Genomic DNA, 25,228 nt, shown 5'->3' on the forward strand with positions numbered 1-25,228 from the left:
CATCTCACTCGCCCTACGCAAGGGAGACCGTCGTGATCGTACGGATCATGGGGGAGGGCCAGGTGAGGCTGGCCGACAGCCACTTCACCGAGCTCAACACGCTGGACGACGAGCTGCTCGAGGAGATGGAGAGCGGCGACGAGGAAGGCTTCCGGCGCACGCTGGGCTCCCTGCTCGACGCCGTTCGCCGCCTGGGCACGCCGCTGCCCGACGACGCGCTCGAACCCTCCGAACTGATCCTGCCCGCGCCCGACTCCTCCCTGGCCGACGTTCGCGCGATGCTCGGCGACGACGGCCTCATCCCCGGCTGACACCGGGTTCCGCACCGCACATCCCCGGCTCCCCGCCGCGCTCCCGCCCCGACCGGGCGGGGGCGCGGCGCCGCCGCACCCACCCGATGCCGGCCCGCCCCCGATCGGTACCGCGATGACCTCCCTCGCCGCCACGGGCCTCGCCCGCCCGCACCGCTGGCTGCGCGCCCATCCCCTGGCCGCCGACACCCTGCTGGCCGTCCTCGTCCTCGGCCTCGTCCTGGTCGGCGTCTACCTCGGCCCGCGCACCGCCGCCCATCCGCCCGGCCTCGTCTTCGCCCTGCTGGCCACGGCCGCCTGCGCGTCGCTCGCGCTGCGCCGCCGGGCCCCGCGCGCGGTGCTGGCCCTGACCGCCGCGCTGACGGTCGCCGCGACCGTCACCGCCCACGACGGCGGGCCCCCGCGCACCCAGGTCGCCACCGCCACCGCGGTCGCCCTCTACACCGTCGCCGCCCGCACCGAGCGGCCCACCGCCTGGCGGATCGTCGCGGTGACCGTCGCCGTCGTCACCGCCGCCGTCATGCTCTTCGGCCCGCCGCCCTGGTACGCCCAGGAGAACGTGGGCCTCTTCGCCTGGACCGGCATGGCGGGCGCGGCGGGCGACGCCGTCCGCAGCCGACGGGCCTTCGTCGCCGCGATCGAGGAACGGGCCGTACGGGCCGAACGCACCCGCGAGGAGGAGGCCCGCCGCCGCGTCGCCGAGGAACGGCTGCGCATCGCCCGCGAGCTGCACGACGTGGTCGCCCACCACATCGCCCTGGTCAACGTCCAGGCCGGGGTCGCCTCGCACATCATGGACAGCCGCCCCGAGCAGGCCAAACAGGCCCTCGCGCACGTCCGCGAGGCCGGCCGCTCGGCGTTGGAGGAACTGCGCGCGACCGTGGGCCTGCTGCGCCAGTACGGCGATCCGGAGGCCCCCACCGAGCCGGCCCCCGGCCTCGGCGTCCTCGACCAGCTCGTCGACGGCTTCGCCCGGGTGGGCCTGCGCGTGGAGGTCGCGGCGGCCTCCACCCTGCCGGAGGGGTCCGGCACCGCGACGGGCGCCGCCGGGGCGGCGGCCGTCCTCGGCCCGCTGCCCGGCGCGGTCGACCTGACCGCCTACCGGGTGCTGCAGGAGGCGCTGACCAATGTGCACAAGCACGCGGGCTCCGGCGCCCGCGCGGAGGTCGCCCTGCTGCGCAGCGCGGACAGCCTGCACCTGACCGTCCTGGACGACGGCGGCGACGGGCCCGGCCGGGCCCCGGAGGGCGGCGCGGCGGGCGACGCGTCCGGCGGCGGCCACGGCCTGATCGGCATGCGTGAGCGCGCCACCGCCCTGGGCGGCGTCTGCGAAGCGGGCCCGCTCGGCGGGGACGCGCCCGGCTTCCGGGTACGGGCGGTGCTGCCGCTGCAGGCCCGTACGGGTGATGTGCGGCCCCTAGGGTTTGACGCATGACTGAGCCGATCACCGTCGTTCTGGCCGACGACCAGGCGCTGCTGCGCAGCGCGTTCAAGGTGCTGGTGGAGTCGGAGCCGGACATGAGGGTGGTGGGGGAGGCCGCGGACGGGGCGCAGGCGGTCGAGCTCGCCCGGGCGCATGTGCCGGACGTGGTGCTGATGGACATCCGGATGCCCGGGACGGACGGCCTCGCCGCGACGCGGGAGATCTGCTCGGACCCGGCGCTGGCGGCGGTGCGGGTGCTGATGCTGACGACGTTCGAGGTCGACGAGTACGTGGTGCAGTCGCTGCGGGCCGGCGCCTCGGGCTTTCTGGGCAAGGGGGCGGAGCCGGGGGAACTGCTGGCCGCGATCCGGGTCACGGCGGCGGGCGAGGCGCTGCTGTCGCCCGCGGCGACCAAGGGGCTGATCGCGAAGTTCCTGGCCCAGGGGGATCCCGCCGACCGCCCGGCCGGTGCCGCCGCGGTCCGGCTCGACACGCTCACCGGCCGGGAGCGCGAGGTGCTGGTGCAGGTGGCGGGCGGCCTGTCGAACGACGAGATCGGCGAGCGCCTGACGGTCAGCCCGCTCACGGTCAAGACGCACGTCAACCGGGCCATGGCGAAGCTGGGCGCCCGGGACCGGGCGCAGCTGGTGGTGATCGCCTACGAGTCGGGGCTGGTGCGGCCGAGAACCGACTGAAGGCCCCCGGACGCGGAACGCCGGCCGGACCGCTCGGGGCGGTCCGGCCGGCGTCGGCCGGGACGGGCGCGGGCTACGGAAGCGCCAGCATCCGCTCCAGGGCCAGCTTCGAGAAGCTCGCGACCTCGGGGTCGACCTCGATGCGGTTGACGACCTTGCCGGCCGCCAGCGACTCCAGCGCCCAGACCAGGTGCGGCAGGTCGATGCGGTTCATGGTCGAGCAGAAGCAGACCGTCTTGTCGAGGAAGACGATCTCCTTGCCCTCACCGGCGAATCGATTCGCCAGGCGGCGCACCAGGTTCAGCTCCGTGCCGATGGCCCACTTGGAGCCGGCCGGGGCGGCCTCGAGGGTCTTGATGATGTACTCCGTCGAGCCGACGTAGTCGGCCGCCGCGACGACCTCGTGCCGGCACTCGGGGTGCACCAGGACGTTGACGCCCGGGATGCGCTCCCGCACGTCGTTGACCGAGTCCAGCGAGAAGCGGCCGTGCACCGAGCAGTGCCCGCGCCACAGGATCATCTTCGCCGCGCGCAGCTCCTCGACGGTCAGACCGCCGTTCGGCTTGTGCGGGTTGTACAGGACGCAGTCGTCCAGCGACATGCCCATGTCGCGGACGGCGGTGTTGCGGCCCAGGTGCTGGTCGGGCAGGAAGAGGACCTTCTCGCCCTGCTCGAAGGCCCAGTTCAGCGCCCGCTCGGCGTTGGAGGAGGTGCAGATGGTGCCGCCGTGCTTGCCGGTGAAGGCCTTGATGTCCGCCGAGGAGTTCATGTACGAGACCGGGACGGTCACGTCGGCTATGCCCGCCTCGGTCAGCACGTCCCAGCACTCGGCGACCTGCTCGGCGGTGGCCATGTCGGCCATCGAGCAGCCGGCGGCCAGGTCGGGCAGCACGACCTGCTGGTCGCTCGTGGTCAGGATGTCCGCGGACTCGGCCATGAAGTGCACGCCGCAGAAGACGATGTACTCGGCGTCCGGCCGGGCGGCGGCGTCGCGGGCGAGCTTGAAGGAGTCGCCGGTGACGTCCGCGAACTCGATGACCTCGTCGCGCTGGTAGTGGTGGCCGAGGACGAAGACCCTGTCCCCGAGCTTCGCCTTGGCCGCGCGGGCACGCTCCACCAGGTCCGGGTCGGACGGCGCCGGCAGGTCGCCGGGGCACTCCACGCCGCGCTCGCTGCGGGGGTCGGACTCGCGGCCGAGCAGCAGGAGGGCGAGGGGCGAGGGGGAGGGGGCCTGGAAGTCCAAGGGCTGGGCGGTGGTCACGACACGCACCCTTTCTGTTCTGCGGACGGCCGGTCGGGCCTTGTCGTCAATTTGACGCTATCTATCATAACCCCTTCACGTCAGTTTGACGATGATGATCGCGTCGATGTGACACATTCCCGATCCGTCGAGGGGTGTGCGAGCATGAAAAGCGGAAGTCAGTTCAGGCCCGGAATGAATCCGGGACGCCGGCGGTTGCTGCCACAGGCAAGCAGTCCGCACCAAGACCCGGGAGTGAAGCAGATGTCCGTACAGGACGAGAAGACCACTGTGAGCGACGGCATCCTCCTGTCCGACGCCGCGGCCACCAAGGTCAAGACCCTGCTGGAGCAGGAGGGTCGTGACGACCTCGCCCTGCGCGTCGCCGTCCAGCCCGGTGGCTGCTCCGGCCTGCGCTACCAGCTCTTCTTCGACGAGCGCTCGCTCGACGGTGACGTCGTCAAGGACTTCGACGGCGTCAAGGTCGTCACCGACCGCATGAGCGCCCCGTACCTGCACGGCGCCTCGATCGACTTCGTCGACACCATCGAGAAGCAGGGCTTCACGATCGACAACCCCAACGCCACCGGCTCCTGCGCCTGCGGCGACTCGTTCAGCTAAAGCGGCCCGCCCGGCTGCGAGAGCAGGCCGCGGGACACGCGAGAAAAGGGGCGGCACCCACCGGTGCCGCCCCTTTCGCCTGCCCGGCTGCCCGCCGGCTACTTGCCCTGCCGCTCCCGCACGGTCTCGCCGTTGCTCACGTCCACGACCTTGCGGTCACCCAGCGGCTCGTCCAGCGTGACCGTCGTCTCCATGCGCTTGGCGATCATCACGCAGGCCCGGCCCGGCTCCTTCTCGGTGCCGGTGATCTTGACCGTCACCGCCGACGAGGACTGCTCGGCGGAGGCCGCGTAGGTGCTGCAGACCCCGCCCCAGAAGTGCAGGACGAGCTTCTTGCCGCCGTCCTCGGCGGTGTACGCGTCCACCCGCACCGGGGACGAGGACGCCGGAGCGGTGGCCGACGGGCCGACGGGCCGCGTCGTGGGCGCCTTCGCGACGAACTTCGGGTCGATCGCCGGCTGGGCGATCGTGACGGTCCCGTCCTTGTCGTCCGCGCCCGGCATCTTCGCGGTGAACAGCCACGACGGCACCAGGGCCTGGCGGCCGGAGACCGACTGGGCCGACAGACCGAAGACCGCGCCGGTCACCGTCACCGGCTCCCGCCCGTCCCGCTTGCCCTCGCAGGGGGCGTCGCCGGAGCCGTCCCCGTCCCGGAACGGAACCGCCGTCGCGCAGCCCCCGACGGCCACCCGGCCGGTGCCCGCTCCCCGGTTCAGCTCCTCCAGCGCCTTGCGCGCGGTGATCAGCGGGTACGCCGCGCCCTTCTTCGGCGTCTGCAGGCGCCCGCTGCCGCCGACGACCTGCGCGTCCGCGCCGACCTGCAGGCTGGTCCGCCAGCCGTAGGTGGGCGTGGAGTTGACCACCGGGTCGGCGGTGACGGTCCGTACCGCGCCGTGGACCGCCGTCGCGCCCACCTTCGCGCCGTCCTGCCCCAGGGCCTTGAACACCGGGGCGACCACGCTCTTCGCCTTGTCCTCCGACACCGGCCCCGCGGCCGCCGGGTCCGCCTGGGGCGAACCGTCACGGAAGGAGGGGCAGGCCGGCGCCGGCGAGTCCAGGCCGGGGGAGGTGCCCGAGGAGCCCTGCTCCTTCGGCCCCCCGCCCGGCGGGTGGGCGCAGGACGTGCCGCCCGGCACGCCGTACTTCGAGTACGCCCAGTCGCCCGGCCCCTGCCGGCTCACCTGCAGCGTGGGCCCGGCCGCGTCGGGGCCGCCGCCGACCGTCCAGGTGTCCTTGGCCAGCCGGGGGGTGCCCCGCACGTCCAAGGCCTTGGCCAGGGCGGCCACCTCGGCGCCGGAGACCTCGCTCCCCGGCAGGTGCACGGGCGCCGTCCGGGGGCCGTCGGGCAGGCTGCCCGACGCCCGGTAGCGCACGCCGTTCGGGTCGGGCTCGCCCACCGCGATGCCCTGGGAGGCGCCGCCGCCGGCCGTGCCGGCCGGGTAGCCGTCGAGCGCCAGCGGGGCGGGGGTACCGCTCGCGCCGGCCGCGCCCGGCGCGCCCCCGCCGTCGCCGTGCCCGGCGGTGGACGCCCAGTACGCCCCGCCGCCCCCGGCCAGCAGCACCGCCGCCGCCACCGATGCCACCGCCAGCGGGGAGTGCTTCCGCTGCCGTTTGTCGGGGCCACCGCCCGGAGTGCCGCCCTCGGTGCTCACCGCATCGCTCCTTCGCTCCGCTCAAACTTCAGTACTGCCGCATCCCCCGAGAGGGGGACACCGCTTGGACGGAGCGCAGGAGCGAGCGGTTCCAGTGTTTCCTCCGGTGCGGTGCCGTCAGTCGCCGTACTCCGACATTCCGTCCAGCAGCCGGGCCGACCGGGCGGGCACCCGGACCCCGTGGATCAGCGACAGGGGTGTGTGCGCGGCGGGCGCCGGGGCGGCCACCGTGGTGCCGGTCCAGTGCGGGGCCATCCGGGCGCAGTCCCTGCGCAGATCGGCCAGCGATTCCGGCTCTCTGGGCGTGACGTCCTTCACAGTCTTCGGCATACCCGCACCGTACGCACGCCGGTGCGCGGTACGTAAGACCTACTATTAGGTAGATCTGCCCACCGACCGGCCGGAACCGGACCTGGTGGATGTCCGGGGAACCGGTAGCGTGGTGTGGCTCTTCTCGTTGTTTTTCGTTCCCCATCACCGCCTCGCCACCAGGAGCAGATCCGTCGTGCGTATCGCTGTCACCGGCTCCATCGCCACCGACCACCTGATGACCTTCCCCGGCCGCTTCGCCGATCAGCTCGTGGCCGACCAGCTGCACACGGTCTCCCTCTCCTTCCTGGTCGACGAGCTCGACGTGCGCCGTGGCGGCGTGGGCCCCAACATCTGCTTCGGCATGGGCGTGCTCGGCCTGCGCCCGGTCCTCGTCGGTGCCGCCGGCGCCGACTTCGCGGACTACCGCGCCTGGCTGGACCGGCACGGCGTCGACACCGCCTCGGTGCACATCTCCGAGGTCCTGCACACCGCGCGCTTCGTCTGCACCACCGACAGCGACCACAACCAGATCGCGTCCTTCTACACCGGCGCGATGAGCGAGGCCCGCCAGATCGAGCTGCAGCCGGTGGCCGACCGGGTCGGCGGTCTGGACCTGGTGCTGATCGGCGCGGACGACCCCGAGGCGATGATCCGCCACACCGAGGAGTGCCGCGCCCGCGCGATCCCCTTCGCCGCCGACCCCTCCCAGCAGCTCGCCCGCATGGACGGCGACGACATCCGCGTGCTGATCGAGGGCGCGACGTACCTGTTCACCAACGAGTACGAGAAGGCGCTCATCGAGTCCAAGACGGGCTGGACGAGCGAGGAGATCCTCTCCAAGGTCGGCACCCGCATCACCACGCTGGGCGCGCGCGGCGTGCTCATCGAGCGGGTCGGCGAGCAGCCGATCGAGGTCGGCTGCGCCGAGGAGGAGGCCAAGGTCGACCCGACCGGCGTCGGCGACGCGTTCCGCGCGGGCTTCCTGGCCGGCCTGACCTGGGGCCTGTCCCTCGAGCGCGCCGCGCAGCTGGGCTGCATGCTGGCCACCCTCGTCATCGAGACCCTGGGCACCCAGGAGTACGAGCTGCGGCGCGGGCACTTCATGGAGCGCTTCACCAAGGCCTACGGCCAGGAGGCGGCCGCCGAGATCCAGGCCCACCTGGCCTGATCCCCCGGCGCGGGAGGGGGCGGCACTCACCGCCCCCTCGCCGTCAGGCGAGGCGCCGCACCGTGTACGCGACCCCGGTCTCCGCCGGGCGCTCGCCCACGTACTCCTGGCCGCGCATCGAGCACCACGCCGGAATGTCCAGGCGCGCCGCCTCGTCGTCGGACAGGACGGTCACGAGGCCGCCCACCGGCACGTCCCCGATCACCTTCGCCAGCTCGATCACGGGGATCGGGCACCGCTTGCCGAGCGAGTCGACCACGAGCTCCTCCCCGGCCCCGGCCGCGGCGGCCGGAGCGGCGGCCGCCGGCGCGCCCAGCGCCTCGCGCACCGACGCGACGACCCCCGGCAGGACGCCGAGGAAGGCCTCCACGTCCTCCGGCGACGTGCCGCGCGGCAGCGACAGGCGCACATTGCCCTCCGACAGCACCCCCATCGCCTGGAGCACATGGCTCGGCCGCAGGGTGCTGGAGGTGCACGACGAGCCCGAGGAGACCGAGAAGCCCTCGCGGTCCAGCGCGTGCAGCAGCGTCTCGCCGTCCACATAGAGGCAGGAGAACGTGACCAGGTGCGGCAGCCGTCGCACGGGGTCGCCGACCACCTCCACGTCCGGTACGAGCTCGGGCACCCGGTTCCGTACGCGCTCCACCAGCGCCCGCAGCCGGGCGTCCTCGGCCGCCGCCTCCGCGCGCACCGCCCGCAGCGAGGCCGCGGCCGCCACGACGGCGGGCAGGTCGGGGAAGCCGGGGGAGCGGCCCGACTCCCGTTCGTCCGCGGGGCCCTGGGCGGCGAACCGCACCCCCTTGCGCACGGCCAGCAGGCCCACCCCCGAGGGGCCGCCCCACTTGTGCGCGCTGGCCGTCAGCAGCGACCAGCCCGGCGCCACCGGGCCCCAGCCGAGCGACTGGGCCGCGTCCACCAGCAGCGGCACCCCGGCCGCCCGGCAGGCCTCGGCCACCTCGGCCACCGGCTGCTCGGTGCCGACCTCGTGGTTGGCGGACTGCAGCGCCGCGAGGGCGGTGTCCGCCCGCAGCGCGGCCGCGTACGCCGCCGCGTCGACGCGGCCGGCGCGGTCCACCTCCACCTCGGTGACGGTGCCGCCGGCCGCGCGCAGGGCGTCCGCCGAGTGCAGTACGGCGGAGTGCTCGACGGCGGAGACGACCAGATGGCGGCCCACCCGGCGGCGTCCGGCGAGGGCGCCGGCGATGCCGTCGTGCAGCGCGCGTGTCCCCGAAGGAGTGAACACGAGCTCGTCGGGGCGACAGCCGACGGCCTCGGCGGCGGCCTCGCGGGCGGCGTCGAGCAGCAGCCGGGCCCGGCGGCCCTCCCGGTAGAGCCGGGCCGGGTCGGCCCAGCCCTCGTCGAGGGCGGCCAGCAGCGCCTGGCGGGCGACCGGGTGCAGAGGGGCGGCGGAGGCCGCGTCGAAGTAGGGCACGTAAGAAACGCTAACTCCCGTCGCCGGGACGGCCCGCGGCCGCCGCGGCGACGACCCCGCCACGCCCCTCGTGACCAGGCGGCACACGGCGCTGACGGTCCTCCAGATGGCCGCCGGAGCCCCATATTCCACCGGTTCGGGGAGTGGTCCGGCGCGTTGGGCACCCTCCCCGCGCGGCCCCAAATAGCGTCCAGTAGGGTTTGGTCCGCATAAACATCCAAACCCCTGCCCGCAGCGGGCCGGCGACCGACCAGCGAGACGGCCGCAGCCGGCCGCACGGGCGAGACTCTCGGGAAGGCGCTACGTGAGTCCCAACGGCTCCGACCGCTCGTCGCGGCGCCCGGTGCGGCGGAAGCTGCTGCAGGCGCTGGCCGCGGGCGCTGTCCTGGCGACCGCCACCGGTTGCACATCGAAGGACTTCCCCCGCCTCGGCATGCCAACGCCTGTCACGGAAGAGGCGCCGCGGATCCTCTCCTTGTGGCAGGGCTCGTGGGCGGCAGCGCTCGCCACGGGCGTACTGGTGTGGGGCCTGATCCTGTGGAGCGTCATCTTCCACCGGCGCAGCAGGTCCAAGGTGGAGATCCCCACCCAGACCCGGTACAACATGCCCATCGAGGCGCTGTACACCGTGGTCCCGATCATCATCGTCTCGGTGCTCTTCTATTTCACCGCGCGCGATGAGAACAAGCTCCTGACCAACCCGGAGAAGCCGCAGCACGTCATCAACGTGGTGGGCTTCCAGTGGAGCTGGGCGTTCAACTACATGGAGAACGTCGACGGCAACACCGCCACTCCGGCGAAGCCGCTCCGTGAGAACAAGGAGCTCGACGCGATCCCGGACCGGTTCCTGAACAAGGCACCGCAGGGCGCCGAGGGCGTCTACGAGGTCGGCGTTCCGGGTGACCGGAACCCGCAGACGGGCAACCCGGGCCCGACCATGTGGCTGCCCAAGGGTGAGACGGTGCAGTTCGTCCTCACCTCGCGGGACGTCATCCACTCCTTCTGGGTGGTGCCGTTCCTGATGAAGCAGGACGTCATCCCGGGGCACACCAACAGCTTCACGGTGACCCCCCAGAAGGAGGGCACGTACCTGGGCAAGTGCGCCGAGCTCTGCGGTCAGGACCACTCGCGGATGCTCTTCAACGTCAAGATCGTCTCTCCTGAGCGGTACCGGGCGCACCTGAAGGAGCTGGCGGCCAAGGGCCAGACCGGTTACCAGCCGGCGGGTATCGCGATGACGGATCACGCGAAGAACGCGGAGACCAAGAACAAGTGAGCATCCTCAACGAACCCCAGGGTGCCGCCGCCGCAACAGCCACGGCAGCACCACCCGTACGCCAGAAGCAGCCCGGTAGTCAGGTCATCAAGTGGCTCACCACCACCGACCACAAGACGATCGGCACGCTCTACCTGGTCACGTCGTTCGCGTTCTTCTGCATCGGCGGCCTGATGGCGCTCCTCATGCGCGCCGAGCTGGCCCGTCCCGGCACGCAGATCATGTCGAACGAGCAGTTCAACCAGGCGTTCACGATGCACGGCACGATCATGCTGCTGATGTTCGCGACGCCGCTGTTCGCCGGATTCGCGAACTGGATCATGCCGCTGCAGATCGGCGCGCCCGACGTGGCGTTCCCGCGGCTGAACATGTTCGCCTACTGGCTCTACCTCTTCGGCTCGCTGATCGCGGTGGCCGGGTTCCTCACCCCGCAGGGTGCGGCCGACTTCGGCTGGTTCGCCTACTCCCCGCTGTCGGACGCGGTCCGCTCGCCGGGCGTCGGCGCCGACATGTGGATCATGGGTCTGGCCTTCTCGGGCTTCGGCACGATCCTCGGTTCGGTCAACTTCATCACCACGATCATCTGCATGCGCGCCCCGGGCATGACGATGTTCCGCATGCCGATCTTCACCTGGAACGTCCTGCTGACCGGTGTGCTGGTCCTGCTGGCCTTCCCGGTGCTGGCCGCCGCGCTGTTCGCCCTGGAGGCGGACCGTAAATTCGGCGCCCATGTATTCGACGCGTCCAATGGCGGCGCGTTGCTGTGGCAGCACCTCTTCTGGTTCTTCGGCCATCCCGAGGTGTACATCATCGCCCTGCCGTTCTTCGGCATCATTTCCGAGGTCATTCCGGTGTTCTCCCGGAAGCCGATGTTCGGTTACTGGGGCCTGATCGCGGCGACGATTTCGATCGCCGGTCTGTCGGTGACGGTGTGGGCGCACCACATGTACGTCACCGGTGGTGTGCTGCTGCCGTTCTTCTCCTTCATGACCTTCCTGATCGCGGTCCCGACCGGTGTGAAGTTCTTCAACTGGATCGGCACCATGTGGAAGGGCTCGCTGTCCTTCGAGACCCCGATGCTGTGGGCCGTCGGCTTCCTGATCACCTTCACCTTCGGTGGTCTGACCGGCGTCATCCTGGCCTCGCCGCCGATGGACTTCCACGTCTCCGACTCGTACTTCGTGGTCGCGCACTTCCACTACGTCATCTTCGGCACCGTGGTGTTCGCGATGTTCTCCGGCTTCCACTTCTGGTGGCCGAAGTTCACGGGCAAGATGCTGGACGAGCGCCTGGGCAAGATCACCTTCTGGACGCTGTTCGTGGGCTTCCACGGCACGTTCCTGGTGCAGCACTGGCTGGGTGCCGAGGGCATGCCGCGTCGTTACGCGGACTACCTCGCTGCCGACGGCTTCACCACGCTGAACACCATCTCGACCATCAGCTCCTTCCTGCTGGGCCTGTCGATCCTGCCGTTCTTCTACAACGTCTGGAAGACCGCCAAGTACGGCAAGAAGGTCGAGGTCGACGACCCGTGGGGCTACGGCCGCTCGCTCGAGTGGGCGACCTCCTGCCCGCCGCCGCGGCACAACTTCCTCACGCTGCCTCGCATCCGCTCCGAATCCCCGGCGTTCGACCTGCACCACCCGGAGATCGCGGCGCTGGAGATCGAGGAGAACCTCGCCGCTGACAAGGCCCTCGCGGGTGGCAAGGAGGCCGGCAAGTGAAGATCCAAGGCCGGATGTTCATCTGGCTCTCCGTCTTCATCCTCGCCATGGCGATCGTCTATGGCATGTGGGCGAAGGAGGCGGCCGGTACGACCGCCCTCTTCATGGCCTTCGGCCTGTGCGTCATGGTCGGCTACTACCTGGCGTTCACCGCGCGCCGGGTGGACGCCGGTGCCCAGGACGACAAGAACGCGGACGTCGCCGACGACGCCGGTGAGCTGGGCTTCTTCGCCCCGCACAGCTGGCAGCCGCTGTCCCTGGCCGTCGGTGGAGCGCTCGCCTTCATGAGCATCTGCTTCGGCTGGTGGCTGATGTACTTCTCGGCGCCGGTCATCCTGGTCGGACTCTTCGGCTGGGTGTTCGAGTTCTACCGCGGCGAGAACCAGAACCAGTAGGTTCCCCCGCGAACGTTCGGGCCCCGCACACCTCACGGTGTGCGGGGCCCGATGCGTTTCCACCCGTTTGCGGCCCTCCGGAGGCCGTATGACCGGATTCTTCCTATCGTGTGACCATGGGTCATACACCTCGACGCCACACGGTGCCCGCCGGCGCCCTGCTGCTGGTCTCGCTGGTTCTGGGGGCCTCCGCGTGCGGGGGCTCGTCCAATCCCCTGGCCGACCCGCCGTACGACGCGACCGGCCAGGTCAGGGTCACCGGCTCGCAGGAGGGTCACAAGGCGGACCCCAGCAAGCCCCTGGAGGTCGAGACCTCCGGCGGCGACCGGATCACCGACGTGACCGCCACCGACGCCGCCGGACGCTACGTCAAGGGCGAACTGGCCGCCGACGGCTCGCACTGGCACAGCACGGGCGCCCTCGCCGCCGGGGCCCACTACACCGTGCGGGTCAGCACGGAGGACGGGGACGGCGCCCAGGGGCGCCGGACGATCGGCTTCGACACCAACCCGGCCGACCGGCTGCTGAGGGTCGCCTTCGGCCCGCAGAACGGCACCTACGGCGTCGGACAGCCCATCACCGCCGAACTCAGCGAGCCCGTCCAGGACCCGGCCGCGCGCGCCGTGGTCGAACGCACCCTCAGGGTCGAGTCCACGCCCGCCGTCCAGGGCGCCTGGCACTGGATCGACAACCGCACCCTGCACTACCGCCCGGCGGAGTACTGGCCCGCGCACGCCACGATCGACGTGCGCGCCACCCTCGACGGCATCAAGGTCGGCGGCGGCCTCTACGGCGGCCCCTCCAAGCCCGTACGGCTGACCACCGGCGACCGCGTGGAGGCCGTCACCGACGCCGCCGGGCACTACATGACCTTCACCAGGAACGGCGAGGTGCTGCGCACCATCCCCGTGACCACCGGCAAGCCCGGCTACGCCACCCGCAACGGGGTCAAGGTGATCCTGGGCCGGGAATCCTTCGTACGGATGCGCGGCACCAGCATCGGCATCGCCGAGGGCAGCGAGGACTCCTACGACCTGCCGGTCTACTGGGCCACGCGGGTGACATGGAGCGGCGAATACGTGCACGCCGCCCCCTGGTCCGAGGGCTCGCAGGGCATGGACAACGTCAGCCACGGCTGCACCGGCATGAGCACCGCCAACGCCAAGTGGTTCTTCGACAACGTCCGGGTCGGCGACATCGTCAAGGTCGTCGGCAGCGCCGGCGCCACCATGACGCCCTTCGACAACGGCTTCGGCGACTGGAACATGCCCTGGAAGCAGTGGCGCGAGGGCAGCGCCCTGGTGGGCGGCAAGCGGGAGGGCACCGGCCCCGCCGACGTCGCCCGGATGCGGCCGAGGCTGTAGGCGTCAGGCGTCCACGCCGAGCCGCTCGCGCAGCAGCCCGGCCAGGGCGTCGGCGAACGCCACCGGGTCCAGCGGGTGGGTGACGGCCGCGTCCGCGCGGCTCCAGGTGGCCAGCCAGGCGTCCTGCGGGCGGCCGATGAGCAGCAGCACGGGCGGGCAGCGGAACACCTCGTCCTTCAGCTGCCGGCACACGCCCATGCCGCCCGCGGGGGCCGTCTCGCCGTCCAGGACGCACACGTCGATCCGGCGCTCCTGAAGGATCCGCAGAACGGCGGGCAGCGTCGCGCACTCCACGTACTCCACGGCCGGCACGTCCGGGGCCGGACGCCGTCCCGCGGCCAGCCGCACCTGCTCCCGCGTGTTCGCGTCGTCGCTGTAGACCAGCACCGTGGCGGTCGGCTGCATCGTTCCTCCATGCTCGTGGGCAGGTGGGGCCGTTGTGCGCGGATGCTACTCCGCCGGGCCCCCGCAGGAGGAGGGTTCGGCAGGGCCCGCGGAGCCCCGGAAGCGCTCCTTCCTCCCTTTGGGGGACCGTCCCAATGGGCCGTACGAGCTGGGCATACGGTCTTGACACACCGAACGGCACCCCCCGGAGTGAGCGCGAGATAAGCGACCGACATAATGTCGGTCGTGGCGACAGCAACAGCAACAGATACCGGGCACGCACACCCGTCGGTCAATCGACCGAACCTCACCAGCGTCGGAACCATCATCTGGCTGAGTTCCGAGCTGATGTTCTTCGCGGCCCTCTTCGCGATGTACTTCACCCTGCGATCGGTGACCGGTGCCGAGCACTGGAAGGAAATGGCGTCCGCGCTGAACCTTCCGTTCTCGGCCACCAACACCACGATCCTGGTGCTCTCCTCCCTCACCTGCCAGCTCGGCGTGTTCGCGGCCGAGCGTGGCGACGTGAAGAAGCTGCGCATGTGGTTCGTGGTCACGTTCGTGATGGGTGCCATCTTCATCGGCGGCCAGGTCTTCGAATACACCGATCTGGTCAAGGAGGAGGGCCTCTCCCTCTCCTCCGACCCGTACGGCTCGGTGTTCTACCTGACGACCGGCTTCCACGGCCTGCACGTGACGGGCGGTCTCATCGCCTTCCTGCTGGTCCTGGGCAGGACGTACGCGGCCAAGAGGTTCACCCACCACCAGGCCACGGCGGCCATCGTCGTGTCCTACTACTGGCACTTCGTCGACGTGGTGTGGATCGGCCTCTTCGCCACGATCTACTTGATCAAGTAATCGGTCCCGTCCCGCACCGGGCCAATCAGTCCAGATCGACGCAGAAGATCCTGACACCGGGGTAATCCGTGAAAAAGCTCTCCGCACGACGACGCCATCCGCTGGCGGCGGTCGTCGTCCTACTCTTCGCGCTGGCGGTTACTGGGGGGCTGTACGCCGCGTTCGCGCCGGCGGAGTCGGCCAAGGCCGATGACACCGCCCAGTCCCTCGCCATCGAGGAGGGCAAGAAGCTGTACTCCGTGGGCTGCGCAAGCTGCCACGGTACCGGCGGTCAGGGCACCTCCGACGGGCCGAGCCTGGTCGGCGTGGGCTCCGCGGCCGTCGACTTCCAGGTCGCCACCGGTCGCATGCCGCTGCAGCAGCAGGGCGCCCAGGCCCCTCGCAAGAAGGCCATCTACACGCAGGCCGAGATCGACCAGCTCGCCGCGTACATCGCCTCCCTCGGTGCCGGCCCCTCGGTCCCGACCAAGAACCAGTACAGCCCCGACGGCGCCGACATCGCCAAGGGCGGGGAGCTCTTCCGTACGAACTGCGCCCAGTGCCACAACTTCGTCGGCAAGGGCGGCGCGCTCTCGAACGGCAAGTACGCCCCGTCTCTCGAGGGCGTCAACCCGAAGCACATCTACGAGGCCATGCAGACCGGCCCGCAGAACATGCCCTCGTTCCCCGACACCACCATGTCGGAGCAGAACAAGAAGGACGTCGTCGCGTACCTCGACACGGTCAACAGCGACAAGACGAAGAGCCCGGGCGGCCTCGAACTGGGTGGGCTCGGCCCCGTCAGTGAGGGTCTGTTCGCATGGGTCTTCGGCCTGGGCGCGCTGATCGCCGTCGCCATCTGGGTCGCCGCCCACACCGCCAAGGCCAAGAAGTCATGAGTAGCCAAGACATTCCAGAAGAGACCCTGCCGAGCAAGCAGGGCGACGCGCACCAGGGCGTAGCAGCGACCTCCGGCGACCCGTTCGCCGACCCGGGGATCCCGCCGCACGAGCCCCGCATCCAGGACATCGACGAACGGGCCGCCCAGCGCTCCGAGCGCGTGGTCGCGTTCCTGTTCCTGCTGTCCATGCTGGCCACGGTCGGTTTCATCGCCGCCTATGTGACCCTGCCGGTCGACAAGAGCATCTACGTCTTCCCGATCGGTCACATCAGCGCCCTGAACTTCTCGCTGGGGCTCACCCTCGGCGTGGCGCTGTTCTGCATCGGCGCGGGCGCGGTCCACTGGGCCCGCACCCTGATGTCCGACGTCGAGCACGCGGACGACCGTCACCCGATCGAGGCCGACCCCGAGGTCAAGGCCAAGGTCATGGCCGACTTCGCGCAGGGCGCGGAGGAGTCGACGTTCGGCCGCCGCAAGCTGCTGCGCAACACCATGTTCGGCGCGCTGGCCATGGTGCCGCTCTCCGGCGTGGTGCTGCTCCGCGACCTCGGTCCGCTGCCGGGCACCAAGCTCCGCAAGACCGCCTGGTCCGAGGGCAAGATGCTCATCAACCAGAACACGATGCAGCCCCTGCGTCCCGAGGACATCGCGGTCGGCTCCCTCACCTTCGCCATGCCCGAGGGCATGAAGGAGGAGGACCACGACTTCCAGCAGGAGATCGCCAAGGCCGCCCTGATGATCATCCGGCTGCAGCCGGAGAACATCAAGGACAAGCGCGAGCTCGACTGGTCGGCGGACGGCATCGTCGCGTTCTCCAAGATCTGCACGCACGTCGGCTGCCCGATCAGCCTCTACGAGCAGCAGACCCACCACGTGCTGTGCCCGTGCCACCAGTCGACCTTCGACCTCTCCGACGGCGGTCGAGTGATCTTCGGCCCGGCCGGTCACGCCCTTCCGCAGCTGCGGATCAAGGTCAATGACAAGGGCTACCTCGAGGCCATGGGCGACTTCGCCGAGCCCGTCGGTCCTGCCTTCTGGGAGCGCGGATGAGTACTACTGACAACCGCCGCAAGGCACCCGCGGGCGAGCGGGTCGCCGACTGGGCCGACGGCCGGCTGGGCATCTACAGCCTGGCCAAGGCCAACATGCGGAAGATCTTCCCGGACCACTGGTCCTTCATGCTGGGCGAGATCTGCCTCTACAGCTTCGTGATCATCATCCTCACGGGTGTGTATCTGACGCTGTTCTTCCACCCCAGCATGAACGAGGTCGTCTACCACGGCTCGTACGTGCCCATGCAGGGCATGCACATGTCCGAGGCGTTCAAGTCGACCGTGGACATCAGCTTCGACGTCCGTGGCGGTCTGCTCATCCGGCAGATCCACCACTGGGCGGCGCTGATCTTCCTCGCCGGCATGTTCGTGCACATGATGCGCGTCTTCTTCACGGGCGCGTTCCGCAAGCCGCGTGAGATCAACTGGCTGTTCGGCTTCCTGCTGTTCGTCCTCGGCATGTTCACCGGCTTCACCGGTTACTCGCTGCCGGACGACCTGCTCTCGGGCACCGGTGTCCGCTTCATGGAGGGCGCGATCCTGTCGTTCCCCATCGTGGGCACGTACATCTCGATGTTCCTCTTCGGCGGCGAGTTCCCCGGCTCGGACTTCGTGCCGCGGTTCTTCTCGATCCACGTCCTGCTGCTGCCGGGCATCATGCTCGGCCTGCTGGTGGCGCACCTGATCCTGGTCTTCTACCACAAGCACACGCAGTTCCCCGGCCCCGGCCGGACGAACAAGAACGTGGTCGGCATGCCGCTGCTGCCGGTCTACATGGCCAAGGCCGGAGGCTTCTTCTTCCTGGTCTTCGGTGTGATCGCGGCCATCGCGGCCATCGCGACGATCAACCCGATCTGGGCCATCGGCCCGTACCGTCCGGACCAGGTGTCCACCGGTGCGCAGCCCGACTGGTACATGGGCTTCGCCGAAGGCCTCATCCGAGTGATGCCGGGCTGGGAGATCAACGTCGCGGGCCACACGTTCGTCCTGGGCGTGTTCATCCCGATGATGATCTTCCCGCTGGTCCTCGCGGCCATCGCGGTCTACCCGTTCATCGAGTCCTGGGTCACCGGCGACAAGCGGGAGCACCACCTGCTGGACCGCCCGCGCAACGCCCCGACGCGCACCGCGTTCGGCGTCGCCTGGCTGACCGCCTACATGGTGATGATGGTCGGTGGTGGTAACGACCTGTGGGCCACCCACTTCCACCTGTCGATCAACGCCATCACCTGGTTCGTCCGGATCGGCTTCTTCGTCGGCCCGGTGCTCGCCTTCATCGCCACGCGCCGGATCTGCCTCGGCCTCCAGCGCCGCGACAAGGACAAGGTGCTGCACGGCCGCGAGTCGGGCATCATCAAGCGCCTGCCGCACGGCGAGTTCGTCGAGGTGCACGAGCCGCTCTCGCAGGAGCAGCTGCACACCCTCACCGCGCACGAGCAGCCCAAGCCGCTCGAGCTCGAGCCCGAGGTCGACGAGAACGGCGTGGCCCGCAAGGTCGGCGCCGGCCAGAAGCTCCGCGTGAAGCTCTCCAAGGGCTTCTACGGCGAGGGGACCCACATCCCCAAGGCCACCGCGGAGGAGTACCACGAGATCACCAGCGGCCACGGCCACCACTGATCCCGCCCGCTGATCACTGATCGCCACAGCGAGAGCCCCGTCCGGAACCCCGGACGGGGCTCTTCGCCGTCCCCGGACCTGGATAGGCTTGACCGGAATCAGCGGACCCCTACGGCGGTCCCGTCACGACCGACCACCAGGAGTGTGGACCATGAACGTTGCGACCCCGGCAGGCGGCGAGCGCTCGGTGGCCCCTTCCTGGCCGGGCGTACTGGAGGCCCTGCTCAACCGGGTGGACCTGAGCGCCGACGAGACCGCCTGGGCCATGGACCGCATCATGCGGGGCGAGGCCACCGACGCGCAGATCGCCGGGTTCGCGGTGGCCCTGCGGGCCAAGGGCGAGACGGTCGCCGAGATCTCCGGCCTGGTACGGACGATGTACGCGCACGCCAACCTCATCGAGGTGCCCGGCCCGAGTGTGGACATCGTGGGCACCGGCGGTGACAACGCCCGGACCGTCAACATCTCCACCATGTCCTCGATCGTGGTCGCCGGCACCGGCGCCAAGGTCGTCAAGCACGGCAACCGCGCCGCCTCCTCCGCCAGCGGTGCCTCGGACGTGCTGGAGAAGCTGGGCGTCAACCTCGACCTCACCCCGAAGCGGGTGGTGGAGGTGGCCGAGGAGGCGGGGATCACCTTCTGCTTCGCCGTGAAGTTCCACCCGGCGCTGCGTCATGTGGCGCCCGCGCGGCGCGAGCTGGGCATCCGCACGACGTTCAACGTGCTGGGCCCGCTGACCAACCCCGCCCGGGTGCGCGCCCAGGCCACCGGCGTCGCGGACGCGCGGATGGCGCCGATCCTGGCCGGAGTGCTCGCCGAGCGGGGCTCCTCGGCGCTGGTCTTCCGCGGCGACGACGGGCTGGACGAGCTGACGACGACGGCCACGTCGAAGGTGTGGGTGGTGCGCGACGGCCAGGTGCGCGAGGAGTCCTTCGACCCCCGGGACGTGGGCATCGAGCTGGTGCCCGTGGAGGCCCTGCGGGGCGCCGACGCCTCGTACAACGCCGACGTCGCCCGGCGGCTGCTCGCCGGGGAGACGGGCCCGGTGCGGGACGCGGTGCTGCTCAACTCGGCCGCCGCGCTGGCCGCGCTGACGCCCACCGACGCGCCCCTCGTGGAGCGGATCCGGGAGGGAATGGAGCGCGCGGCCGAGTCGGTCGACTCCGGCGCGGCACGGCGGGTGCTCGAGCGATGGGTTTCGGCCAGCAACGCCTGAGGCCATGACGGGGCGCGGTCCGCGATGCGGACCGCGCCCTTGCGCTTGCAAGATCGTGTGGCATGATGCTGCGCAGGTCACGAGTGACAGCGCTTCGGCCCCGGCCTGCTGTCCGGCAACCCTCCTTCCGTGGCGGGGTGCCCCGGGTGATGACCGGGCCGCAGGCAGTGAGGTCTGCGGCAAGCGCGGATCCCTCGCCAGGGATCCTGGTCGTCGAGGGAGATCCTTCCGTGATCCAGCGAATGCGATAGGGCCGCAGCGGCCCCTCCTCCGGTACGTCCCGCGCGCCCGCCCTTTTCCCGTGGGCCGCGCGTTTCCTTCATCGTCCCCGCCGGGAGAACTCGCCATGTCCGCATGCCCTGCCGCCGTCCTGTCCGCCACCGAACCGCTGCCCGTGCTGGGCCGGGACGTCCGCGTCCCGCTCGTCACCGGCGGCGAGGCGTCGTACGCCGCCCTCGACTACGCCGCCAGCGCGCCCGCGCTGCAGCGGGTGTGGGACGACGTGGCCGCCTACGCGCCCTACTACGGCAGCGTCCACCGGGGCGCCGGGTACCTGTCGCAGCTGTCCACCGACCTGTTCGAGAACAGCCGGGCCGCGGTCGCCGGCTTCCTCGGCTGCCGCGAGGGCGACCAGGTGCTCTTCACCCGCTCCACCACCGACTCGCTCAACCTGCTCGCGGCCGCGGCGCCCGCCGGCTGCCGCGTGTTCGTCTTCGAGACCGAGCACCACGCGGCGCTGCTGCCGTGGGAGCGCCGCGAGGACGTGAGCGTGACCTACCTGGACGCGCCCCGCTCCGCCGGCGAGGCGGTCGGGACGCTGGAGCGGGCCCTGGCCGACCGCGAGCCGTACGGCCCGGCCCTGGTCTGTGTGACCGGCGCGTCCAATGTGACCGGAGAGCTGTGGCCCGTACGGGAGCTGGCGGCCGCCGCGCACGCCCACGGGGCCCGCATCGTGCTGGACGCCGCCCAGCTGGCGCCCCATCACCCGGTGGACGTGGCGGAGCTGGACGTCGACTGGGTCGCCTTCTCCGGGCACAAGCTGTACGCGCCGTTCGGCGCCGGCGTGCTGGCCGGGCGCGCGGACTGGCTGCGGGACGCCGCTCCGTACCTCGCGGGCGGCGGCGCGAGCCGCACGGTGGCGCGTGGCGAGGACGGCTCGGTCGAGGTGGAGTGGCACGAGAGCGTCGCCCGCCACGAGGCCGGTTCGCCCAACGTCATCGGGGCCTACGCCATCGCCGCGGCCTGCCGGGCGCTCGAGGAGGCCGGGTTCGAGGGGCTGGTGGAGCGCGAGCGGCGGCTGGTGGACCGGGTGCGCGCGGGGCTGGCGGAGGTGCCCGGGGTGCGGGTGCTCTCGCTGTTCGGCGACGACGCCCCGCGCGTGGGCGTGATCTCCTTCGTCGTGGACGGCTGGAACAGCTCGCACTTCGCGGCCGCGCTGTCGGCCGAGTACGGCATCGGGGTCCGCGACGGCCTCTTCTGCGCCCACCCACTCGTCCGGACCCTGCTCGGCGGGGAACGGGACGAGCCCGGCGAGTGCGGGCCCACGGGCGAGGACCGGCCGCTGAGCGCCGTCCGGGTCAGCTTCGGGGCCGGCACGCCCGACGAGCACGTCGAGCGGTTCGTCCGGGCGGTGGGGGAGCTGGTGGAGCGCGGCGCGCGCTGGCTCTACCGCACCGAGAGCGGCCGCTGCGTCCCCGACGCCCCGGCTGCGGCCGCCGCCTGACGTCGCGTCAGCTGTCGAGGCCGATGGCGAAGGCGGCCTCGAGGTCGTGCTGGGAGTAGGTGCGGAAGGCGATGTGCGTCTCCGTGGAGGCCACGCCCGGCACCTTGCTGATCCGGCCCGGGATGACGTCCGCGAGGTCGTCGTGCCGGGCCACCCGCACCATCGCGATCAGGTCGTGCGCGCCCGTGACGGAGTAGACCTCGCTGACGCCCTCCAGTGCGGCGATCTTCTCGGCGATCTCGGGGATGCGGTCCACGTCGGTCTTGATGAGCACGATCGAAGTGATCACGTCGGTTTGTCTCCTGTTCCGGCCGGGGGTCCGGGGGGTGTCCCCCGGGAAGACACAGTAGCCGCACGCGTCCGGCTGACCCAGGCGTAGCCGAAGCCGAGGCAGAAGCCCAGGACATGGGCCAGATAGGCGACCCCGGGCCGCCCCGCGTCGGTGCCCGTCGCCAGCCACTGCAGAACGAACCAGAACAACAGTACGGCCCAGGCCGGAAAGCGCAGCGGCAGGAAGAAGAGGAACGGGAAGAGGCTGGTGACCCGGGCTCTGGGGAAGAGATGGAGAAAGGCGCCCAGCACCCCGGAGATGGCGCCCGACGCCCCCACGAGGGTGCGACTGGAGTCGGCGTGCACGGCCGCGTAGCCGAACAGGGCCAGATAGCCGGTCACGAGATAGCACAGCGCGAAGTCGGTACGTCCCATGCGGGCCTCGGTCATGGCGCCGAAGACGAAGAGGAAGAGCATGTTGCCCAGCAGATGCACCCAGTTGCCGTGCACGAACAGGGCCGTCAGGGGAGCGGTCAGAGCGAGCGGGGGGCTGTGCCACAGCTCCTGGGGGACCACCCCCCAGCGCTCGAAGTACTCGCTCTGGGCGGACAGCAGCCCGGTCCCGGTGCCGTAGAAGGGGTTCAGGCCGGACGCCGGGCCGATGAGGAAGACCGTGCCGCAGATGCCCAGGATCGTCCAGGTCACCCAGGGGGTGCCGGTCCGCCGTGAAAGTCCAGCCTTTCTGATCATGGCCAGATCATGGCGTACCGGGCGCAACCGGCACCAAGTGCCTCGCCGGTCCGTCCCTCGGGCCCCTGGGCACCGCGTCCGGCGACCGGCAGGCCGTAGGGTGGACCGGGCGTTGCGTATCAGAAGAACGGGAGCGATGAAGCGGTGGCGGAGCACACAGACGGCGTGGAGGCGGCCGGTGACGCCGGCGGGGCCGACGACGGCGTCAGCGAGGTGCTCGACCGGCCGCTGCCCGAAGGGATCCGGCGACGGGTCGTCAACCTGGTCGCCGAGGCGTTCGGCGGCCTGACCGTCACCGAACTCCCCGCCCAGCTGCGACAGTACGCCCGCTTCACCCCCACGCGCCGCGCCAAGTTCGCCGGGAACGCCATGGCGGCCGCGGTCGAGACCGACACCGCCTTCCGGCAGCGGATCTCCGCACGGCTGCGCGAGAGCGACTCGGAGCTGGTCCGGGCGCTCGACGCCGGCGCTCCGCCCGCGGCCGCGGATCCCGAGGACGTGGCGGCCATGGCCTTCGTGCTGCGCCCGGCCGGCTGGGTCAAGCTGGTCACGGCGGCCGGCGAGGAGGCCCAGCGGGCCACCGCCGAACGGGCCGACGAGGAGGCCCAGCGCGAACTGCGGCGGCTGCGCGGCATGCTGGCCGAGGCCCGGGACGAGGCGCGCGCCGAGACCGAGCGCGTCCGCGCCGAGCTGGAGGCCGCCCGCAAGGAGACCGAATCGCTGCAGCGCAAGCTGCGCAGCGCGGTCAGCGACATACGCCGCGGCGAGGCCGCGCTGCGCAGGGCGCAGGCGGAGCTGGAGGCCGCGCGCGCGGAGACCGCCGCCGAGAAGGCCACGGCCTCGGGCGAACTGCGGCGCGTCAAGGCCCGGCTCGCGGAGGCCGAGGCCGCTCTGGAGGCGAGCCGCCGGGCCGTGCGCGAGGGGCGCAGCGTGGAGGACATGCGGCTGCGGCTGCTGCTGGACACGGTGCTGGACGCCGCCCAGGGCCTGCGGCGCGAGCTGGCGCTGCCGCCCGCCTCGGTGCACCCGGCGGACACCGTGGACGCGGTGCAGCCGGGCACGATGACGCCCAAGGACATCGCCACCCGCGCCCTGTCCGAGACCGACCCGGCGCTGCTGGACCAGCTGCTGGCGCTGCCTCAGGCCCACCTGGTCGTCGACGGCTACAACGTCACCAAGACCGGCTACCCGACGATGCCGCTGGACAAGCAGCGGCTGCGGCTGCTGGGCGGGCTGGCGATGCTGGCCGCGCAGACCGGCGCCGAGGTGACCTGCGTCTTCGACGGCGCCGAGCTCGCGGCGCCGGTGCTGCTGGCGCCGCCGCGCGGGGTGCGGGTGCTCTTCAGCAAGCCCGGCGTGACGGCCGACGAGCTGATCCGCCAGCTGGTACGTGCCGAGCCGCCCGGCCGCCCGGTCGTGGTCGTCTCCACCGACCGCGAGGTGGCGGACGGCGTCGCCAAGGTGGGGGCGCGCCCGGTGGCCTCGGCCCTGCTGCTCAAGCGCCTCGCCCGCACCTGATCCCCGCTCCCCGCCCCAAAGGCCCGCCACACCACCCGTCCGGGCGAATCCCGGCTCCGCCTGCCGGTCGCGCGCCCCGCCGGTGACCTGCGCCTTGGGCCGGGTGTCCCTTTTGCCCTTGGGCGGGTCTTTGAACGGAAGGTGACCGCGCCGCTACTGTCTGGCGCGCGGCGCCCGCCCGTCGTCCGCCCCACCGGGCGGCAGGGTCCGCACACCGTGGAAGGAAGTGCGGCCCCCCGTGGCGTCCCATCGCCGTCTCGTGCAGTCCGGTCTCACCCAGAGCGTCCGGGTCTCGGTCCTCTCGGCCGCCGTGGCCACCGCCGCGGCCGCCCTCTCGGCGGCCCCGGCCACCGCCCGGCCCGGCGACACCACCGACGAGGGCAAGGCCTCCGGGACGGTGAAGGCACAGCTCGACCGGCTCTACGAGCAGGCCGAGCGGGCCACCGAGAAGTTCAACGCCGCCGGTGAACGCGCCCACTCCCTGCGCGAGCGGGTGGAGCGGGCCGCCGGCCGGGTCGCCCGCGGCCAGGAGAAGGTCAACCGGATGCGCGGCGACCTCGGCATGATCGCCACCGCCCAGTACCGCAACGGCGCCGTCGACCCCGCCCTGGAACTGCTGCTGTCCTCCGATCCCGACGGCTACCTCGACAAGGCCGCCACCCTCGACCGCATCACCGGCCGGCAGGCCGAACAGCTGCGGGCCCTGATGGTCGCGCAGCGCACCCTGCGCCAGGAGCGGCAGGAGGCCGCCCGCACCCTCGCCGAGCTGGAGGACAGCCGCAAGGCCGTCGAGCGGCACAAGCGCGAGGTCGAGGGGAAGCTCGCCGCCGCGCGCAGGCTGCTGAACACCCTGCCCCCCTCCGACCGGGCCGAGTACGCCCGCTCCTCGCGCTCGGGCGAGCGCTCCGGCGGCCCGTACCGGGCTCCCGCCCTGCCGGAGCAGCCCGCCACCGTCTCCGGCCGGGGCTACGCCGCCGCCATGGCCGTGCGCCAGGCGGTCGGCTCGCCCTACGCGTGGGGCGCGACGGGGCCGGGCGCCTTCGACTGCTCGGGGCTGATGCAGTGGGCGTACGGGCGGGCCGGGGTGGGCCTGCCGCGCACCTCGCAGGCCCAGCGGCACGCCGGACGCCGGGTCTCGCTCGCCGAGGCGCGCCCCGGCGACCTGGTGATCTACCGCGACGACGCCAGCCACGTGGGCATGTACGTGGGCAACGGGCAGGTGGTGCACGCCCCCTATCCCGGCGCGCGGGTGCGCTACGACCCCGCCGACATGATGCCGATCTCCTCCGTCACCCGGCCCTGAGCGTGCCCTGACCCGGGGCCGGGCCCGCCCGGCTCGTACGATGC

24 protein-coding genes and 1 riboswitch are annotated in these 25,228 nt (G+C 71.6%); of the genes, 17 read left to right on the forward strand and 7 right to left on the reverse strand.

The window, feature by feature from the left end; genetic code table 11:
• Window positions 1-32: 32 nt before the first annotated feature.
• From AB4K12_RS08540 to AB4K12_RS08550, 3 genes are all read left to right on the forward strand, one after another.
• Entirely contained in the window at window positions 33-311 is a 279-nt protein-coding gene (locus tag AB4K12_RS08540; RefSeq protein ID WP_368433609.1) for a hypothetical protein, read from the forward strand.
• Between the two features lie 115 nt (window positions 312-426).
• Window positions 427-1,746, forward strand: a complete 1,320-nt coding sequence (locus AB4K12_RS08545; protein WP_368433610.1) for a sensor histidine kinase — start codon at window positions 427-429, stop codon at window positions 1,744-1,746.
• A complete protein-coding gene (locus tag AB4K12_RS08550) occupies window positions 1,743-2,429 on the forward strand; it encodes a response regulator transcription factor (protein WP_086574066.1) in 687 nt (228 codons plus the stop codon). Before AB4K12_RS08545 ends, AB4K12_RS08550 begins: the two co-directional genes overlap by 4 nt.
• A gap of 73 nt (window positions 2,430-2,502) precedes the next feature.
• Here the strand turns inward: AB4K12_RS08550 and nadA are convergent, their stop codons facing one another.
• Window positions 2,503-3,690 (reverse strand): quinolinate synthase NadA, encoded by a 1,188-nt coding sequence (gene nadA, locus AB4K12_RS08555; RefSeq protein WP_362259105.1) that lies wholly within the window; start codon window positions 3,688-3,690, stop codon window positions 2,503-2,505.
• 243 nt (window positions 3,691-3,933) lie between these two features.
• On the opposite strand from nadA, the gene erpA reads away from it, so the two are divergent.
• Window positions 3,934-4,290 carry an iron-sulfur cluster insertion protein ErpA gene (erpA, locus tag AB4K12_RS08560; protein ID WP_368433611.1) on the forward strand — a complete coding sequence of 119 codons (357 nt, stop codon included), beginning with the start codon at window positions 3,934-3,936 and terminating at the stop codon, window positions 4,288-4,290.
• A 98-nt stretch (window positions 4,291-4,388) separates the two neighbouring features.
• Here erpA and AB4K12_RS08565 read toward each other — a convergent pair whose 3' ends face one another.
• The gene (locus tag AB4K12_RS08565; protein WP_368433612.1) at window positions 4,389-5,942 is read right to left on the reverse strand and encodes a hypothetical protein; all 1,554 of its coding nucleotides are present in this window, start codon (window positions 5,940-5,942) and stop codon (window positions 4,389-4,391) included.
• 117 nt (window positions 5,943-6,059) lie between these two features.
• Entirely contained in the window at window positions 6,060-6,272 is a 213-nt protein-coding gene (locus AB4K12_RS08570; RefSeq protein WP_086573973.1) for a hypothetical protein, read from the reverse strand.
• A gap of 175 nt (window positions 6,273-6,447) precedes the next feature.
• On the opposite strand from AB4K12_RS08570, the gene AB4K12_RS08575 reads away from it, so the two are divergent.
• Window positions 6,448-7,422, forward strand: coding sequence for a carbohydrate kinase family protein (locus tag AB4K12_RS08575; protein WP_368433613.1), 975 nt, complete (start codon window positions 6,448-6,450; stop codon window positions 7,420-7,422).
• 43 nt (window positions 7,423-7,465) lie between these two features.
• Here the strand turns inward: AB4K12_RS08575 and AB4K12_RS08580 are convergent, their stop codons facing one another.
• Entirely contained in the window at window positions 7,466-8,854 is a 1,389-nt protein-coding gene (locus AB4K12_RS08580) for a cysteine desulfurase/sulfurtransferase TusA family protein (RefSeq protein ID WP_368433614.1), read from the reverse strand.
• A gap of 304 nt (window positions 8,855-9,158) precedes the next feature.
• On the opposite strand from AB4K12_RS08580, the gene coxB reads away from it, so the two are divergent.
• From coxB to AB4K12_RS08600, 4 genes are all read left to right on the forward strand, one after another.
• Window positions 9,159-10,130, forward strand: a complete 972-nt coding sequence (gene coxB / locus AB4K12_RS08585) for a cytochrome c oxidase subunit II (protein WP_368433615.1) — start codon at window positions 9,159-9,161, stop codon at window positions 10,128-10,130.
• The gene (gene ctaD, locus AB4K12_RS08590; protein ID WP_086573981.1) at window positions 10,127-11,854 is read left to right on the forward strand and encodes a cytochrome c oxidase subunit I; all 1,728 of its coding nucleotides are present in this window, start codon (window positions 10,127-10,129) and stop codon (window positions 11,852-11,854) included. Before coxB ends, ctaD begins: the two co-directional genes overlap by 4 nt.
• A complete protein-coding gene (locus AB4K12_RS08595) occupies window positions 11,851-12,249 on the forward strand; it encodes a cytochrome c oxidase subunit 4 (protein WP_086573983.1) in 399 nt (132 codons plus the stop codon). The genes ctaD and AB4K12_RS08595 overlap by 4 nt, the downstream gene beginning before the upstream one ends.
• A gap of 116 nt (window positions 12,250-12,365) precedes the next feature.
• The gene (locus tag AB4K12_RS08600; RefSeq protein ID WP_368433616.1) at window positions 12,366-13,613 is read left to right on the forward strand and encodes an Ig-like domain-containing protein; all 1,248 of its coding nucleotides are present in this window, start codon (window positions 12,366-12,368) and stop codon (window positions 13,611-13,613) included.
• Between the two features lie 3 nt (window positions 13,614-13,616).
• Here the strand turns inward: AB4K12_RS08600 and AB4K12_RS08605 are convergent, their stop codons facing one another.
• Window positions 13,617-14,018: a hypothetical protein gene (locus tag AB4K12_RS08605; protein ID WP_368433617.1), complete on the reverse strand. Its 402-nt coding sequence runs from the start codon at window positions 14,016-14,018 to the stop codon at window positions 13,617-13,619.
• A gap of 216 nt (window positions 14,019-14,234) precedes the next feature.
• Between AB4K12_RS08605 and AB4K12_RS08610 the strand changes: the two genes are divergently transcribed.
• From AB4K12_RS08610 to AB4K12_RS08635, 6 genes are all read left to right on the forward strand, one after another.
• The gene (locus AB4K12_RS08610; protein WP_071963529.1) at window positions 14,235-14,855 is read left to right on the forward strand and encodes a heme-copper oxidase subunit III; all 621 of its coding nucleotides are present in this window, start codon (window positions 14,235-14,237) and stop codon (window positions 14,853-14,855) included.
• Window positions 14,856-14,923: 68 nt separating this feature from the next.
• Complete coding sequence (locus AB4K12_RS08615) at window positions 14,924-15,733, forward strand: c-type cytochrome (protein WP_086573987.1); 810 nt, start codon at window positions 14,924-14,926, stop codon at window positions 15,731-15,733.
• A complete protein-coding gene (locus AB4K12_RS08620) occupies window positions 15,730-16,785 on the forward strand; it encodes a ubiquinol-cytochrome c reductase iron-sulfur subunit (protein ID WP_086573989.1) in 1,056 nt (351 codons plus the stop codon). Before AB4K12_RS08615 ends, AB4K12_RS08620 begins: the two co-directional genes overlap by 4 nt.
• Window positions 16,782-18,404: a cytochrome bc complex cytochrome b subunit gene (locus tag AB4K12_RS08625; protein ID WP_368433618.1), complete on the forward strand. Its 1,623-nt coding sequence runs from the start codon at window positions 16,782-16,784 to the stop codon at window positions 18,402-18,404. Before AB4K12_RS08620 ends, AB4K12_RS08625 begins: the two co-directional genes overlap by 4 nt.
• Window positions 18,405-18,555: 151 nt before the next feature.
• Window positions 18,556-19,620 (forward strand): anthranilate phosphoribosyltransferase, encoded by a 1,065-nt coding sequence (trpD, locus tag AB4K12_RS08630; protein ID WP_086573993.1) that lies wholly within the window; start codon window positions 18,556-18,558, stop codon window positions 19,618-19,620.
• Between the two features lie 75 nt (window positions 19,621-19,695).
• Window positions 19,696-19,812, forward strand: a riboswitch (SAM riboswitch).
• A gap of 154 nt (window positions 19,813-19,966) precedes the next feature.
• Window positions 19,967-21,343, forward strand: a complete 1,377-nt coding sequence (locus tag AB4K12_RS08635; protein WP_368433619.1) for an aminotransferase class V-fold PLP-dependent enzyme — start codon at window positions 19,967-19,969, stop codon at window positions 21,341-21,343.
• Between the two features lie 7 nt (window positions 21,344-21,350).
• On the opposite strand, the gene AB4K12_RS08640 is transcribed toward AB4K12_RS08635, so the two are convergent.
• Both AB4K12_RS08640 and AB4K12_RS08645 read right to left on the reverse strand, forming a co-directional pair.
• A complete protein-coding gene (locus AB4K12_RS08640) occupies window positions 21,351-21,632 on the reverse strand; it encodes an Lrp/AsnC family transcriptional regulator (protein ID WP_086573996.1) in 282 nt (93 codons plus the stop codon).
• On the reverse strand, window positions 21,629-22,363 hold the full coding sequence (locus AB4K12_RS08645) for a rhomboid family intramembrane serine protease (protein WP_086573997.1): 735 nt from the start codon (window positions 22,361-22,363) through the stop codon (window positions 21,629-21,631). The genes AB4K12_RS08640 and AB4K12_RS08645 overlap by 4 nt, the downstream gene beginning before the upstream one ends.
• Before the next feature lie 165 nt (window positions 22,364-22,528).
• Between AB4K12_RS08645 and AB4K12_RS08650 the strand changes: the two genes are divergently transcribed.
• Window positions 22,529-23,881, forward strand: coding sequence for an NYN domain-containing protein (locus AB4K12_RS08650; protein ID WP_368433854.1), 1,353 nt, complete (start codon window positions 22,529-22,531; stop codon window positions 23,879-23,881).
• Window positions 23,882-24,119: 238 nt separating this feature from the next.
• Window positions 24,120-25,184 carry an NlpC/P60 family protein gene (locus AB4K12_RS08655; RefSeq protein ID WP_368433620.1) on the forward strand — a complete coding sequence of 355 codons (1,065 nt, stop codon included), beginning with the start codon at window positions 24,120-24,122 and terminating at the stop codon, window positions 25,182-25,184.
• The last annotated feature ends 44 nt before the right edge of the window (window positions 25,185-25,228 follow it).

This window comes from Streptomyces sp. C36, from assembly GCF_040932295.1.
Lineage (GTDB): Bacteria > Actinomycetota > Actinomycetes > Streptomycetales > Streptomycetaceae > Streptomyces > Streptomyces triculaminicus.

Coding starts and splice junctions, on each gene's coding strand:
- AB4K12_RS08545 (WP_368433610.1), top strand. CDS start 427: ATGACCTCCCTCGCCGCCACGGGCCTCGCCCGCCCGCACCGCTGGCTG.
- AB4K12_RS08550 (WP_086574066.1), top strand. CDS start 1,743: ATGACTGAGCCGATCACCGTCGTTCTGGCCGACGACCAGGCGCTGCTG.
- erpA (WP_368433611.1), top strand. CDS start 3,934: ATGTCCGTACAGGACGAGAAGACCACTGTGAGCGACGGCATCCTCCTG.
- AB4K12_RS08570 (WP_086573973.1), bottom strand. CDS start 6,272: ATGCCGAAGACTGTGAAGGACGTCACGCCCAGAGAGCCGGAATCGCTG.
- AB4K12_RS08600 (WP_368433616.1), top strand. CDS start 12,366: ATGGGTCATACACCTCGACGCCACACGGTGCCCGCCGGCGCCCTGCTG.
- AB4K12_RS08605 (WP_368433617.1), bottom strand. CDS start 14,018: ATGCAGCCGACCGCCACGGTGCTGGTCTACAGCGACGACGCGAACACG.
- AB4K12_RS08610 (WP_071963529.1), top strand. CDS start 14,235: ATGTCGGTCGTGGCGACAGCAACAGCAACAGATACCGGGCACGCACAC.
- AB4K12_RS08620 (WP_086573989.1), top strand. CDS start 15,730: ATGAGTAGCCAAGACATTCCAGAAGAGACCCTGCCGAGCAAGCAGGGC.
- AB4K12_RS08625 (WP_368433618.1), top strand. CDS start 16,782: ATGAGTACTACTGACAACCGCCGCAAGGCACCCGCGGGCGAGCGGGTC.
- trpD (WP_086573993.1), top strand. CDS start 18,556: ATGAACGTTGCGACCCCGGCAGGCGGCGAGCGCTCGGTGGCCCCTTCC.
- AB4K12_RS08635 (WP_368433619.1), top strand. CDS start 19,967: ATGTCCGCATGCCCTGCCGCCGTCCTGTCCGCCACCGAACCGCTGCCC.
- AB4K12_RS08645 (WP_086573997.1), bottom strand. CDS start 22,363: ATGATCAGAAAGGCTGGACTTTCACGGCGGACCGGCACCCCCTGGGTG.